At 41.0% G+C, this 15,670-nt stretch carries 12 protein-coding genes and 1 tRNA gene; 3 read left to right on the forward strand and 10 right to left on the reverse strand.

Translation table 11 applies throughout. From position 1 onward, the window contains the following. Positions 1 to 9: 9 nt before the first annotated feature. From crcB to lrp, 5 genes are all read right to left on the reverse strand, one after another. Positions 10 to 384, reverse strand: a complete 375-nt coding sequence (gene crcB, locus AB4298_RS12545; protein ID WP_248997167.1) for a fluoride efflux transporter CrcB — start codon at positions 382 to 384, stop codon at positions 10 to 12. Next, entirely contained in the window at positions 377 to 1,708 is a 1,332-nt protein-coding gene (locus AB4298_RS12550) for a replication-associated recombination protein A (RefSeq protein WP_371986962.1), read from the reverse strand. Before AB4298_RS12550 ends, crcB begins: the two co-directional genes overlap by 8 nt. A gap of 9 nt (positions 1,709 to 1,717) precedes the next feature. After that, positions 1,718 to 2,350, reverse strand: a complete 633-nt coding sequence (lolA, locus tag AB4298_RS12555) for an outer membrane lipoprotein periplasmic chaperone LolA (protein ID WP_248997169.1) — start codon at positions 2,348 to 2,350, stop codon at positions 1,718 to 1,720. A 75-nt stretch (positions 2,351 to 2,425) separates the two neighbouring features. Next, a complete protein-coding gene (locus tag AB4298_RS12560; RefSeq protein ID WP_371986963.1) occupies positions 2,426 to 5,047 on the reverse strand; it encodes a DNA translocase FtsK in 2,622 nt (873 codons plus the stop codon). A gap of 189 nt (positions 5,048 to 5,236) precedes the next feature. After that, positions 5,237 to 5,740 carry a leucine-responsive transcriptional regulator Lrp gene (gene lrp / locus AB4298_RS12565; RefSeq protein ID WP_248997171.1) on the reverse strand — a complete coding sequence of 168 codons (504 nt, stop codon included), beginning with the start codon at positions 5,738 to 5,740 and terminating at the stop codon, positions 5,237 to 5,239. Positions 5,741 to 5,920: 180 nt separating this feature from the next. Here lrp and ald point away from each other — a divergent pair, with 180 nt between their 5' ends. Beyond that, positions 5,921 to 7,036, forward strand: coding sequence for an alanine dehydrogenase (ald, locus tag AB4298_RS12570; RefSeq protein ID WP_248997172.1), 1,116 nt, complete (start codon positions 5,921 to 5,923; stop codon positions 7,034 to 7,036). Between the two features lie 105 nt (positions 7,037 to 7,141). On the opposite strand, the gene AB4298_RS12575 is transcribed toward ald, so the two are convergent. The 4 genes from AB4298_RS12575 to AB4298_RS12590 form a co-directional block, all read right to left on the reverse strand. After that, positions 7,142 to 7,822 (reverse strand): response regulator transcription factor, encoded by a 681-nt coding sequence (locus AB4298_RS12575; RefSeq protein ID WP_371986964.1) that lies wholly within the window; start codon positions 7,820 to 7,822, stop codon positions 7,142 to 7,144. A gap of 169 nt (positions 7,823 to 7,991) precedes the next feature. Further along, on the reverse strand, positions 7,992 to 9,764 hold the full coding sequence (locus AB4298_RS12580; protein ID WP_371986966.1) for a DUF885 domain-containing protein: 1,773 nt from the start codon (positions 9,762 to 9,764) through the stop codon (positions 7,992 to 7,994). 154 nt (positions 9,765 to 9,918) lie between these two features. Continuing rightward, positions 9,919 to 11,850 (reverse strand): RecQ family ATP-dependent DNA helicase, encoded by a 1,932-nt coding sequence (locus AB4298_RS12585; protein WP_371986967.1) that lies wholly within the window; start codon positions 11,848 to 11,850, stop codon positions 9,919 to 9,921. A 104-nt stretch (positions 11,851 to 11,954) separates the two neighbouring features. Next, positions 11,955 to 12,845, reverse strand: coding sequence for an endonuclease/exonuclease/phosphatase family protein (locus tag AB4298_RS12590; protein WP_371986969.1), 891 nt, complete (start codon positions 12,843 to 12,845; stop codon positions 11,955 to 11,957). Positions 12,846 to 13,014: 169 nt separating this feature from the next. On the opposite strand from AB4298_RS12590, the gene cls reads away from it, so the two are divergent. Continuing rightward, entirely contained in the window at positions 13,015 to 14,472 is a 1,458-nt protein-coding gene (gene cls / locus AB4298_RS12595; protein ID WP_371986970.1) for a cardiolipin synthase, read from the forward strand. Positions 14,473 to 14,604: 132 nt separating this feature from the next. Beyond that, on the forward strand, positions 14,605 to 15,240 hold the full coding sequence (locus AB4298_RS12600) for a sulfotransferase (RefSeq protein WP_371986971.1): 636 nt from the start codon (positions 14,605 to 14,607) through the stop codon (positions 15,238 to 15,240). A 176-nt stretch (positions 15,241 to 15,416) separates the two neighbouring features. On the opposite strand, the gene AB4298_RS12605 is transcribed toward AB4298_RS12600, so the two are convergent. Continuing rightward, a tRNA-Ser gene (locus tag AB4298_RS12605) sits at positions 15,417 to 15,506 on the reverse strand. Between the last annotated feature and the right edge of the window lie 164 nt (positions 15,507 to 15,670).

Consider the following 15,670-nt stretch of genomic DNA (forward strand, 5'->3'; position numbering starts at 1 on the left):
TCTTAATAGTTAAAAACGAGAAAACACCAATTGTTGTCCGAGATAAACGACGAATATACACACGCCGACGTTAACAACAACATTCAATATGGCTTTTGCCAAGAACCCTTCTTGCATTAACAATAAGGTCTCGTTGGAAAAAGTAGAAAACGTAGTTAGGGCTCCAAGCATACCCACCCCAATAAACGCCTTAATCTCTGGGCTAAGTTCGCTAACTTGTCCAAGGGCAAAAATCACCCCCATTAAAAACGAACCCAAAATATTGACGACCAGTGTACCAAAAGGAAAACCAGTACCAAATAGCTGAAGCATCAATAATGAGATAAGATAACGAAAAACTGCACCAATCGAGCCGCCTAGAGCGACAAAAAGAACATTATTCATACCTTTTCACCTCACTTTGCTCATCAAGAACATTAAGTTGCGCCAACTTGTCTTTAATTCGTTTTTCAAACCCACGCTCTGTTGGATAATAAAAACGTTGTCCAACAAGTGATTCAGGCAAATACTTTTCGCCACTTGCGTATGCATTCGGTTCGTCATGTGCATAACGATAACCTTCACCGTAACCAATATCTTTCATCAGTTTAGTCGGTGCATTACGTAAATGTTCAGGTACTGGCTCATGACCAGTTTCACGGGCTAGTTGTCTTGCATTCGAAAACGCGGTGTAAACGGCATTACTCTTAGGCGCGCTAGCAAGGTATAACACTGCTTGCGCAATAGCGCGTTCACCTTCCGACGGACCAACTCGATGAAAACACTCCCACGCATTAACCGCTACAGTCATCGCCATAGGGTCCGCATTACCGATATCTTCAGAAGCTATCGCCAATAGACGACGGGCAATATACAAAGGATCGCAACCGCCTTCTAACATTCGGCAAAACCAATATAAGGCAGCATCTGGGGCTGACCCACGAATCGACTTGTGCACCGCTGAAATAAGGTCGTAGTATTGATCGCCATTCTTATCAAAACCTGCAAGCTGCTGCCCTGCAACCTCAGTTATCATTTCCTCAGTAAAAGTACCACCGTCTTTAAGCATATCACTCATCAATTCAACGAGGTTCAGTGCTTTACGAGCATCACCATCGCAGATCTGAGCAAGTTTTAAAGAGACATCGAGTGGCATTAATAACTTGCGCTTACCTAAACCTCTTTCTTCATCTGCTAAAGCTTGCTGAACGATATGAGTTATTTCATCCAACTGCAGTGGCTTTATTAGATAAACACGAGCACGAGATAATAATGCGTTATTAATTTCAAAAGAGGGATTTTCTGTGGTTGCTCCTATAAAAATTACGGTACCGTCTTCAATAAAAGGCAAGAAAGCATCCTGTTGGCTTTTATTAAAGCGATGGACCTCATCAACAAACAATAAAGTACGTTGACCTCGTGACTGTGCAACATTTTTAGCATGTTCAATAGCTGCACGGATCTCTTTTACGCCAGAAGTAACGGCAGAAATCCGTTCTACATGGGCATTAGCGTAATGCGCGACTAATTCTGCTAAAGTCGTTTTCCCTGTACCTGGGGGTCCCCAAAACATCATCGAATGGGCGCGACCAGCTTCTAATGCTTGGCGTAAAGGCTTTCCCTCTCCAAGTAAATGCGCTTGTCCAATATACTGCTCTATCTTTTCAGGCCGCATTCTTGCGGCCAAAGGTCTAAAATCGGGGGCGAAATCAAAACTGAAACTAGACACTAGCTACTCTTAATTAGTCATCTTTAAACGTTGATCGTCAATATCAACGTCATCAGGCACAATAAATTTAAATAAATCACGATCCGTTTCTGCTATAGCGCTCTGATTTGTTAAGCTAAAATCACTAATATTGCCTTGCTGATCTTTTAGTACCATTTGAGTTAGCTGATTAGCATCAAAACACACTTGAACTTCTGACACTCCGCTATCTGTATCTTTTGGACTAATATCAAAGCAGTTGCCCTTTTGGCTAACCGTATATTGCGACCAAGTCGCATCGTCAGAGTGAACTAACAAGGCTATAGGTGAGGCATTAATAGCTTGATTAATATCCATTACAGAGACTTCTTCGGCAAAAGGGTTATACACCCAAACATCCGCTCCATCTGCCACAATTAGAGATTCGTCAGGTGCAGTCAAATGCCAATAAAATTGGTTAGGATGAGATAAAGCAAAGACGCCCTCACCCGTTTGAATAACTTTGTTATTGATGTCTGTGACCGTCTGATTAAAGTTCGCTTTTAAGCTGTTAACTTCTGTCAGCTTAGCTTTTAATTCATCAGCATCAGCATCAGCAGCAAAAGCTGGTGTTTGGTAAAACATTGGCAGGCTTAGTGCCGCAATCGTTAATATCTTTTTCATTCTACTCTCCGAGTTAAGCCTATCGTAAACTTAACACTGAAATAATTCTGTGATCATTACCAATCGTTAATCTTTCTAAACGTAATCTTTTGGTGGTGGCGGCGCGAGTACTTCTCTATTACCGTTATGCCCTTGGCTACTCACGACTCCTTGCATTTCCATCTGTTCAATAATACGAGCAGCTCGGTTATAACCAATCTTAAATTTACGTTGCACACTCGAAATAGAGCCCCGACGTGTTTGGGTAACAAACGCGACAGCTTCATCATAAAGAGCATCCACATCTTCTTCTGATTCACTTGTTTCACCAGGGAGTAATACTTGTTCGCCTTCTGCCGAACCTTGCAAAATTTCATCAAGATATTGCGGCTTACCACGAGCGCACCAGTCAGCAACGACTTTATGTACTTCATGGTCGTCAATAAATGCACCGTGAACTCGATTAGGTACGCTAGTCCCTGGCGGCAGGTACAGCATATCGCCCATACCTAGAAGTGTTTCAGCCCCTTGCTGATCTAAAATCGTACGAGAGTCAATCCGAGACGATACCTGGAACGCCATTCTCGTAGGGATGTTAGCTTTAATCAAACCCGTAATAACGTCTACTGAAGGTCTTTGCGTCGCAAGGATTAAATGGATCCCTGCTGCACGCGCTTTTTGTGCGATACGTGCGATTAACTCTTCGACTTTCTTGCCAACAATCATCATCATGTCAGCGAATTCGTCTACGACCACTACAATTGACGGCAACTTGTCGAGTTCAGGGGCCTCTGGGTCCATACTGTCAGATGCTTTCCACAACGGGTCAACAATCGGCTGACCAGCCTCTTTCGCATCTTTTATTTTAGCGTTATAACCTTTTAGATTACGTACACCTAGCGCTGACATCAGTTTGTAACGACGCTCCATTTCTCCGACACACCAGCGCAAAGCGTTTGACGCTTCTTTCATGTCAGTGACAACTTCACATAATAGATGTGGAATACCTTCGTAGACTGATAGCTCAAGCATTTTTGGATCAATCATGATGAAACGAACATCATCAGGGCCCGATTTGTACAGTAAACTAGTGATCATCACGTTAACGCCGACCGATTTACCTGAACCCGTTGTACCTGCAACCAATAAGTGTGGCATTTTACCCAAATCAACAACAACAGGTTTACCACCAATATCAGCACCTAACACCATACTTAAATGTGAAGGGTCATCTCTGAATGCTTCACAGTCTAGTACGTCACGCATAAACACTGTCTCACGGAATTTATTAGGTAATTCAAGGCCCACATAAGCTTTCCCCGGAATAACCTCTACCACACGCACGTTTTCAGCAAGTAGAGAACGGGCTAAGTCTTTAGATAGATTAGTAATTTTAGATGCTTTAATTCCTGGTGCCAGTTCAAGCTCAAAACGTGTCACAACAGGACCGGGATATACGCCTACAACGTTCGCAGTAATGTTAAAATCTGCTAGTTTTACCTCAACTAGCTTACCAATCTGGGCCAGTTCTTCTTCGCTGATTGGGTTTTTCTTGCGATCAGGGATATCGAGCAAAGAAATACATGGTAATGGCGCCATCGGCGCACGAATCTGCTCAGTTTCTTGTCCTGGTAATACTACGATGCCATCAACAATTTTAACTTTATCGTCAACTGCCGGTTTTGCTTTACTCTGCGTACTAGTTGAAGCAGCACTATTAAAATCTATCGTTTCAATACCTGCATTATCAACGTTATCTTGGCTCACCCAAGGCGCAACGCTTTCAGCTTCTGAAGCTTTAGGCTTGTCATGTGTATGACTTGTTGTTACTTGAAGCTCTGCTGCAGGTTGTTGTGTATCATCAGCAATGAAGCTAGGCTCAACCATTCGTTGTTTGCCTATAGCCGCATGCTCAAGGCTAGGTTCTACTCTTGCAGTATTAAAATCATTTTTCTGTGTAACTGCCGCTACGTTTGATGAACTAATTGTTGACTCATCGTCCTCATCATCGTCGTATTCTTCATCATCTTGACGAGAATTACGGCGCTCTTTGAAACGTTCTACTACAGATAAGAAACCGCGAGTATCTTCAGTATCACCAATCTCAGGTTTAAATTTACTCGGAAGATTTTTAATTGATTTAAATAACCAGATCGTTGCATAGCCGGTCAGATCTATTACCGTTAGCCAGCTTATGCCAGTTAACAGCGTAAAGCCTGCCCCCACAAAACATAGTAGCAATAGCGTCGTACCCAGCTTGTTGAAGTAAGGCAACATAGCCTGTGCTATTACATCGCCTGCGACCCCGCCAGCTGAAAAACCATAGATCCCATTCGCGTTCATGCTAGCTAATGCAGCTAACCCGAGTGCTATCAATAGAAAGCCTATTAATCGAAGGCCAACAGAAAAGTAATCAATTTCAAGTAATTTGTGGGTACGTTTAAACAGTAACCAACCTGTTAACGCTATGATGATTGGGATGATGTAGGCGCAATAGCCAAAGAAATATAACAATACATCAGCTAACCAAGCGCCTACAGCACCGGTTAAGTTATTTATTTCGCCATCAAAATTTGATTGGCTCCAACCTGGATCCGAAGAATGAAAACTACTCAAGGCTATTAAGACGTATGTTGCTAACATGCAACAAATAATGAGACTACCCTCAAGCAATCGTTGTACGCCAGAGAGCGTTTTAACGCTATTTCCCTTAGACAATGGAAAACCTACACTGAAAAATGTTAATTGAAGACAAGATACCAGAATTTAGGACTTTTTGCAGCGTTTGCCACTTTTGCGATTTCTTGCATAACTATGCAAAAACCAATTTTGCATCATTTTGTATCATTTGGGATTTTGTATAAAAAAAGGAGCCATTACGGCCCCTTTTGTAGCAATAAACACCAATTACGCATCTGCAACCGTATTAATTGCAACACGATTAGTTTGTTTAACTTCTTCCATCACGACATAAGTACGAGTGTCTGAAACTGCAGGCAGTTTAAGAAGTGTTTCGCCTAGAAGTCGACGATAAGCAGACATATCTGATACTCGAGTCTTCAATAGGTAGTCAAAATCACCAGACACTAAATGACATTCTTGGATATCATCTAGCAATTGAACTGCCTTATTAAACTTATCAAACACTTCAGCAGTATCGCGGTTTAACGTAATTTCAACAAAGACTAGCAACGAAGCGCCCAGATAATGTGGGTTAACTAATGCTGTGTATCCTTTGATATACCCTTGCTTTTCAAGCCTTTTAACGCGTTCAAGACAAGGCGTAGGACTTAACCCAACGCGCTTTGACAATTCAACGTTTGAAATTCGGCCATCAATTTGTAATTCATTAAGTATATTTCTATCGATACGATCTAAGTCTTTTATAGGACTCTTTTTATTATTAACCATATTTATAACCCTGATTGTCGTTAATAACGATATTTTTATCTGCGATTGAAAAATCTTCAGCAGCATAAACTACGGAATGAATACTATACTAGATTTCCCTGAAACATTCACGTTCAGGCAATATAAAATAACAATTACACCCATATAAAATGGGTTTTTATGCGAAATTGAGGCTCGAAGATGATTATAGGTGTTCCTAAAGAAATCAAAAATCACGAATATCGTGTTGGTATGGTTCCATCAAGTGTTCGTGAGTTGACGTCACGCGGTCATGAGGTTTTTATTGAGACAAATGCCGGCTCAGGTATTGGTTTCGCGGATCAAGATTATATCGCTGTCGGTGCAAAAATACTCGACACAGCAGCAGAAGTATTTGCACAAGCTGAAATGATAGTAAAAGTAAAAGAACCTCAAGCAGTTGAGCGTGCGATGTTACGTGAAGACCAACTACTATTCACTTACCTTCATTTAGCTCCAGACCTCCCACAAACAGAAGATCTTGTTAAGAGCGGTTCAGTCTGTATTGCCTATGAAACCGTTACAGATGATCGCGGTGCCCTACCACTGCTAGCTCCTATGTCTGAAGTAGCTGGTCGTATGTCTATTCAAGCTGGCGCTATGGCTCTTGAAAAATCAATGGGCGGCCGCGGCATGCTACTTGGCGGCGTACCAGGTGTTGAACCAGCAAAAGTCGTTATCATCGGTGGTGGCATGGTTGGTACAAACGCAGCACAAATGGCTGTAGGTCTTGGTGCTGACGTTGTTATTCTAGATAGAAGCATAGATGCACTACGTCGATTGAACGCGCAATTTGATAATAAAGTAAAAGCTATTTACTCAACAGCTGACGCTATTGAAAAGCATGTTCTTGAAGCAGACTTAGTTATCGGTGGTGTATTAGTTCCTGGTGCAGCAGCGCCTAAGCTTGTCACAAAAGAGCACATCAAGCGTATGAAGCCTGGTTCTGCCATTGTAGACGTTGCAATCGACCAAGGTGGTTGCATTGAAACCTCTCATGCAACAACTCACCAAGATCCAACTTATATCGTTGACGATGTTGTGCATTATTGTGTCGCTAACATGCCGGGCGCAGTAGCGCGAACCTCTACATTTGCGCTTAACAACGCAACCTTACCTTATATTATTAAACTAGCGCAGCTTGGCTATAGAGAAGCACTTTTACAAGACAAGCATCTGCTCAATGGTCTAAACGTAATGCACGGTAAGATCACTTGTGAAGAAGTAGCTGAAGCGCTAAATCTAGAATTTGTAGACCCGACAATTCTATTAAAATAATTCAAGACATTCGCGTTGGTTAGTTGATGCGAAACGTATAAAAAGGGAGCCTTAAGGCTCCCTTTTTAATTATCGAAACATCAACAGGATAGATTCTGCTTCGGTTTAACTTGCCTCAGCAAAGCTATACCCTTTCCCTCTAACAGTGTTAATTAATGTTTTTGGTAACTGCTTTTCAAATAACTTTCGCCGCGTGTTACTTATATGCATATCAAGGTTACGGTCAAACTGGCCGAGTTCTTTTTGTAACACTCTTAGCTGTAATTCTTGTTTAGTAACAACCTGCCCTTTACGCTCAAACAAATATTTAAACAACTTAAACTCTGTTTGGGTAAAAGCAACTGCACGCTCAGCAATTGAAATGATAAAGCGGCTATCGTCAAAACTTATGTCCTGGATCGGTTGAGCTTCGCCTGATTCTGCACGAATGACCTCTATGCGGCGTAATAAGGCTTGAATACGAACAACGAGCTCCCGATAACTAAATGGTTTACTTAAAAAGTCATCAGCGCCTAGTTCATAAATTTTTATTCTATCTTCTTCTGCTGTTAATGCTGAGATAACAATAACTGGCGCTTTATCCACACGAAGCTTTAATAAGTCGATGCCGTTTAGCTCTGGCATGTTAATGTCTAACAAGATCAAATCTGGAGTGTGTGATTTGAGCTTAGCTAGCGCTTCTAAACCATTATTAGCAACTGTAACTATAAAACCTTCTCGCTCTAGAACAGGTAATAAAGCACTTTGGAAAACAGGATCATCATCTACCAATAAAACGTGTTTCATCTCAATTAAACTTAATGCGAATTATTTTCATTTAGATTACAATAACTGCAACTGATTTACTAGCTGCTTTAACTAACAAACATAATATAATGCTAAGAAGTGAACAAAAAAAAGCCAATAGTGTTAGCTATTGGCCTTTTGATTGAAATTATTTACCGATTAATATGAGTTACTTGTTTAGCATCAGTTCGCGAATGTATTTAACTGGCGCGCTGCCATAACTCAAAAACTCTTCGTGAAAGGCTCTCAAGTCAAAGTCCTCACCTTTCAAGGCTTTGTACTCTTCCCTGAAGTCGTAAATCTCTCGATAGCCAGAATAATAGCTAGTCAACTGAACTTGGCTTAAAGTCGCTCGGCGCCATTTACCTTCTGCTTCAGCTTGCTGCTGAAATGCTTCGTTCATCATTAGGTCTAAGGCTTGCTCTTCAGACATATCTTTGACTTGAATGCTGTAATCTAAGATGGTGTTGGCAATAACTCGCAGATTCCATTTATAATACATAAGCCACATTTCAGGCTCAAAATCACCATAGCCTTCTTCTAACATCATGCGCTCGGTATATACAGCCCAACCTTCAACCATAGCGCCATTACCAAATAAACTCTTGATAAGACTTGGAGATTCATTTGAGTAAACGAGTTGCGTGTAGTGTCCAGGGATCGCTTCATGGATATTGAGCACTTGCAGGATCCAGTGGTTATATTCACGAAGGTAACTTTCTGCAGACTCCTCACTCATGCCATCAAGCGGTGTTACATTGTAATAGGTATTGCCTGATTTTTCATAAGGTCCAGGAGCGCTAATTGATGCTCCTGCATAGCCCCGCATATAAGCTGGTGTTTCTCTAACAACCAAAGGCTTATTTGGATCGAGTGTGACTAAGTTCTTTTTATTTACAAAATCGATTAACTCTGGAATTTGAGCCCGGACCTCGTCAACAAAGTCTTCCCGTTTTACGTGCTTAGCAGATAACTTATCAATCAACTGCTTTATGGCAACCTTATCGTCTTTCGGTATCGGCTTATCAATGTATTTACTCCATATTTTATGAGTAATTTTTGCCATTTCAGTCTGAACACGGTTTTTATCATTTACCGCCTTCTGGTAAAGTTCTTTTGCAGACATGCCAGCTTGAATATCAAACGCAAATTTCTGCTCATACAACTCCTCACCGATTCGGAAGCTGCGTGAGCCACCTTCTGCAAGTTTTGTTTCTAATGCTTTTAGCCAAGCAATATGTTCATTAATCGCCATTGTGACTTTATTAAAGCGATTCGCAAATAGCGCTTTTTCATCATTAGTTAAACCAGATTTAATCGCTTTATCAAGTAACTCTTTTGAAAATACGGAGAATGCGCCTTCATTTTGCATTATCGCAAGCTGTGTATGTTCTATTGTTGGGTTGGCGATATTCTCTCTTGCTGCCGCATAATAAGCTGGAACGTTTTCCATTCGTGCTATAACGGAGCGTAAACGCTCATCTAGCGGAGCAAAATCTTCATTAATTATTTGTGCAAACCCACCGGATACATTGTAACTTGCAGGGTTCCATTGCCATGAGTTAAAGGTTTCAAGATCCCATTTCATTTCACCTAATAGATTTTCGATTAAGCGATAATCAGTTAGCGTGGCAGGTGCCATAGATTGTGGATCGAATTTGGCTAAAGCTGCTTGTTGCTTTTCGATAAAAGCCATCGTTGCAGCCCGTGTTGCCGCATTGGGAACTTTTAAAACACCATCATATTTATGAAAGCCGCTATATAATGCCCAAGTTGGAGACTCTATCCACAAAGCATCAATGAAGTTTTGACTAAATTGGTCAAAAGCAAGTTTCTGGTCGGTAATTTCTACTCCAGCGGGAGCGGTTGCAGGCTGACTTTGACAGGCCGTTAAGCCGAGTAAAGAGAGCGCTATAGCCAATGGCAGCGCAGCTTTTTTCATGATGTGTTCCCTTAATTTGTTTATTTGTGGTCTTTGCCACTTTAAAATCGCCTCAAGTAAATCACGTTCTCTTTAATTTTTCAGTAATTAAACCGCAATAGACAACCTTTGTTACATAACTCAAACCGGCTATTGCGATTTATAATCCTCAAAGCTACTGATTCATATTTTTCTTAACCCAAGCAAGTACCTCAGTAAATCGATATTGCTCAAATTTTGCAAAACCAGATAATTGACGCATTTTAAGTTTGGTAAAAATCGGCGTTGTTAAGCCGCATAAAAAACGACTGATTAATACTGGAGTCGCTTTTTCTGCAAGTTTACTAATTGCATCACTACTCACTTGATTAAAACTTGCATCCGTTAAAGGATTGAGTGCTCGTGGTGCCGGTAAATATGCTGGTTTGCCTTGGCATACACTACAATGACCACAAGGTGAAGTTAAACGAGGATCAGCGAAATACTGAGCCAATTGCTGGCTTAAACATGACTCACTATCGAAAAAATTCACTAATTGGTTGATGCGCTCGATTTCGCTAGCTTCTTTCATGCTAAAGCGTTCAAAAAGGCGCGGCGCTAAAGTGTCATTAATGTTCGCACTAAAAACATCAAATACTTGAGTTAATTGCTTGCTTTCCAATTCAATCAATTGCTTCTGATGTAAGTAATCAAGTGCTTTTATCGCTCGGTCTCGGCTATTTGGAAGTATTTGCTCAAGCTTTGAAAAATCAGCGCTATACCAAATCTTGGCTTTAACTGAGCTATTAATAACTTGTGTAATAAAGGTCTGGCGTTCTTGGTCAAATTTAGACAGTAGCTCTTCCATAGAGCAAAGCAATTTAAATCTATAATCAGCAAAATAACTGTATTTGGGTTTAATGACACGCAGCATCTCTAAGTACACTAATAAAGTTTTTAAACTCAGCGCGCGGATATTAGATCCATTTGATAACGGCGTTAGCAATAACTCCCACTGGCCACCCTCTTCTGCCGCGTGGGTGATCTCATTTAAAACATATTCTATCGCGCTTGGCTCTGGCGTATCACCATAAACAAAGTTTTCTAGCACGTTCAGATTATCCCTGTTGGCTAAGACTAAACAATCTGAGTTCAACCCATCTCGTCCAGCGCGCCCAATTTCCTGTGCATAATTTTCTATTGATTTTGGTAAATCGTAATGGGCGACAAAACGAATATCACTTTTATCAATGCCCATACCAAAAGCAATTGTCGCCACAATAACCGGGATCTCTCCTTGCATAAATCGAGTTTGAATACTTTTACGCTTATCACTATCCATGCCCGCATGATACGCAGTGGCATTGATGCCACTTGCCAGCAAAGTTTTAGCTACCGATTCAGCAGTATGTTGCAGGGTCACATAAACAATGCCACTTTGCCCCTGCTTGTGAGTTAACCACTGTTTCAAATATGCCATTTTATCAGCAGAACTAATTCCGACGGCTTGCAAGTTTAAATTCGCACGGTAGAAGCCTGTCAGTGTGACACATTGCTTTTCAATGCCAAATTTACGCCCCATATCTTCAATGACTTTTGGGGTTGCTGTAGCCGTTAGCAAAAGAACTTGTGGGATATTAAGTTGTTTTTGGTATGCCGGTAACTTTAGATAATCCGGACGGAAATTATGGCCCCATTCCGAAATACAATGTGCCTCATCAATTACTAACATTGAAATAGGTACTGAAGATATAAACCGTCTAAATCGCTCATTGTTTAAACGCTCGACAGAGATCATCAAAATTTTAATACGGCCATCCATTACACCTTCTACTACAGCGCTAGACTGCGCATTAGTTTGCGTTGAGTCAATCGATGCTGCTGGGATCCCCTTTTTGTTTAGAAACTGTAATTGATCATCCATTAATGCCAGCAAGGGAGAAACCACTAATGTTAAGTGCGGCAGAGCAAGTGCTGGTAACTGATAACATAAGGACTTTCCCGAACCTGTAGGAAAAATAGCCGCAGCGCTATGGCCACTAAGCACATTGGCAACGACTTCATCTTGGCCTGGTCTAAATTGATTAAAACCAAAATATTGTTGCAGTAACGCTACGGCGTTATCCATATAATTTCCTATTATTGAGTGTAGCGATCCTGCTGCCAGACATTAATACAGGCAACAGAATTCAGTGGATTGGATAAATTGCGATTATTGGCAAAAGCTACCAACTAATTAGTAGTAACGGCACTATTAAGCTTTTTGGAAGGATACTTCTTTTGCAAACGAAAATAAGCTTTTACCGGATTATGATCTGAGCTTTCAGTGATTATAGACTCTGCTTTTACCAGCTCTAAATCCCGGTAGTAGATATGATCGAGTCTATGACCGAAAAATGTGGTGCGTGAGTCTTCATTCGGGATGGCTTCTATCAGACCGGTATTTTTTAGGAGTTGCGCAACAGCTTCACTACGCTGTTCACTCCACGTATTCATATCACCAGCAAAAATAATTGGACCAGTGTGGTTTAGTAGCGCCTCTTTAACCACACTTAGCTGGGCCTTATATTCGTCTAATCCCCAGGTAAAATTAATACTGTGAATGTTCACAGCGAGAAGCTGTGTAGCATCTGACAATAAGTAATACGATATCAACATTGATTTTGGGAAATGAATATAAGGCTCAGCTTTTCTAAATACGCAACTACTCAATGCGCGATCTCTGCTAAGATTCATTACCCCAATCGGTTCCTCTGCAAAGGTAAAAGCCCTAGCAAGCAACATATAGAGTTCTTGCTCTTCAACAAACGATTTCAAATCAGCGGTGTATTTTGCCTCTTGTAGTAACAACAGGTCAGAGCGCTCTGCAAGTTGCTTTAACGTCACATCCCAGCCAGAGCTGTTCTGCTTATATAGGTTCCAAGTTGTAACGTCTAGATTACCGTGCCTGTCCAACGGTTGCTCAACTTTTTGAGTAATACATTGAGCATTTTCGTCTAAGCGCGTCTCATTAGTCAGAAGCAGATCTTCAGTTGAGATCACCGCAGAGTCATATGCATATAGAACCACAGCGACGATTGCGATTATCGCTAAAAAAACAATTTTACGAATAATTTTGCCCATAATTGACTAATTCAACTCAGTGCTTAGATTTAAGGTAATCTTTTCATTATAATAGCTTATTAGTTTTGTTCCATCATCAATCCATCTTTAGATTAATAAGCTAAAGCTCATAGCTAACGTCACATAACCGTTAGGCACAAAGCCTAAGGATAGAATTATCAGACACAATATGTATGAATTTTATCAACTGCTTACCATAGCTGGCGTTTTTCTTTACTGGTTGGTTATTGCTGGTATTAGCATTCGCGTTGTTGCTAAGCGACGTACTATTGGTGTTTCACTCGCATGGTTGATGATTATTTATATCGTCCCACTAGGCGGCGCATTTGCTTATTTGCTATTTGGCGAGCTTAACTTAGGAAAAAAAAGAGCTGCACGCGCAGAGATGATGTTTAAACCCTATGGTGAATGGTTTAAAAAACTCTATGAATATCGGCAATATCGACCGCATGTAGCGAGTCTATACGGGCAATCTATCAGTGCTATTTGTGAAAAACAGGTTGGGATCCCTGCTCTCGCAGACAACCACCTCACTCTTTACGGCGAAACTTATGAGATTTTAGATAATCTTATTGATGATATTGATCAAGCGACCACGAGTATTTTGCTAGAGTTTTATATTTGGCACCCAGGAGGTCGTGCTGACGATGTCGCCAATGCGTTAATTTCCTCAGCAACGAGAGGCGTCAAAGTTCGTTTATTACTAGACGCAGCAGGCAGCCGTCACTTTTTTAAAAGCCATTGGCCTAAATTGATGAGAAATAGTGGTATTGATGTAGTAAGCGCATTAGAAGTATCACCGTTTCGAATGTTCTTTCGCCGCTTAGACTTACGTTTACACCGTAAAATAGTCGTTATCGATAACGCTATTGCTTACACAGGCTCAATGAATCTAGTCGATCCTAAATATTTCAATCAAGATGCTGGCGTTGGCCAATGGATTGATGTCATGGTACGAATCACGGGGACATCCGTGCCTGTACTCAATAGTATTCATGCTTGGGACTGGGAAGTAGAGACCGATGAACGTTTCTTACCAGAGCAACCTAAGTGTCTTTCTCACGAAGATAGTGAAATTACAGATTTAGTTCAGGTGATCCCTTCAGGACCAGGGATGCGTGAAGAAGTCATTCACCGAGTTTTGCTGCAAAGTATTTTCCAAGCACAACAAAGCATCGTTATTACTACCCCCTATTTTGTTCCCAGTGATAATTTACACACTGCGTTAGTCATTGCTGCTCAGCGTAACGTTAAAGTCGATATCATTATTCCAGATAAGAACGACTCAATAATGGTTGAATGGGCGAGCCGAGCTTTTTTCAGTGAACTATTAGAGGCTGGGGTCAACATTCATCGCTTCCAAGGTGGCTTACTACATACAAAATCTGTAGTTATTGACAGTAACCATTGCCTGATCGGCACCGTAAACTGGGATATGCGTAGTTTATGGTTAAATTTTGAAGTGACCTTAGCTGTGGACAACCTAGGATTTACCCAAAAGCTTGAGCAATTGCAGCAAGACTACCTAAAAGATTCGCTGCAAATTAGCTTCGAACAGTGGCAAAAAAGGTCTTTACCAAATCGTATTGCTGAGCGGCTTTTTTATCTATTTAGTCCTTTGCTGTAGCACTTGCTTTTATAAAAGTAAGACATGCAATCAGACTTACGAAACATCGAGTAGTTATCTATTTAGACCACTTAAGCTAAAATTACCCACGTTGTTAGTGGCTTAAGTTCATCTCGTACCATCAGGACCCATATGACCAAAGTTTTTATTATTGGGCTGCCAAGAACTGGCACAACTAGCATAAGTGTGGCTATGCTAGATTACGGCTATACCGTAGCCCACACAGCCTACACAAAACATGCTTTTCACTTAGCCGATGTGATCTCCGATTCCCCGTGCTTTTGCGATTATCAGCAATTAGATAAGCTGTTCCCAGGCTCTAAGTTTGTTTACCTTGAACGAGCACTATCGCTTTGGATCCCTTCAATGCAGATGTTAATCAATAAAATGAAGGCACAACTCGACTTTAAAACCGGCACTTTCAATCCGATTTTAAAACGAACATTTAATGAAACCTTTGATTTATCAACAACGGCGGAACCTGACGATGCAGAGCACCTTGCAATGTGTTACCGCCGCCATCAGCAGCAAGTGTTTAACTACTTTAAAGACCGAAAAGACTTCATCAGTATAGATGTGAGTGATACAGATAGCTTAATGAAGCTTTTGTCTTTTTTGGACGTTGAGTATCAAGGGGTGCCCTGCTTTCCACATCTAAATATTGGAAGGAAGGTTGCCTGCTGGAAAGAACATAAACATCCAAATAAAGTAAACTCAAATAGCGCTGGGCCAGAGCATCGAAAGTTTTTTGAATATGCATCTCGCTAACGCAAAACGTTTTTTGCAAGCAACAATTAGAGTCCTAAACTCGGACTCTTAGCGTTAGGCAAGTAATGTGATTGTAGGCTTGAGTTTTACGAATAGATAATAAAAGCTAGATGATAGAGAGTAAAACCTAGACAGCAGAAAGCCCGTTATCTTGCGATAACGGGCTTTCCTATATATGGCGGTGAGCGAGAGATTCGAACTCTCGTTAGGGATTAACCTAAACACACTTTCCAGGCGTGCGCCTTCAGCCACTCAGCCAGCTCACCGATGCAATATCTTTTACGTGTTTAGCACCACGGTTACCTTTAAACACCTAATAAACAGATATTTGCTAAGCAACGGAGCGCTACTTTACTGAAAACACCTAAGTGCGTCAAGACAAAAAGTGCTCTCGATAAGTGTTTGCATAATTGCTAGCCAATTTATTCCG

Source organism: Shewanella sp. 10N.261.52.F9, from assembly GCF_041471165.1.
Classification (GTDB): Bacteria; Pseudomonadota; Gammaproteobacteria; order Enterobacterales; family Shewanellaceae; genus Shewanella; species Shewanella marinintestina.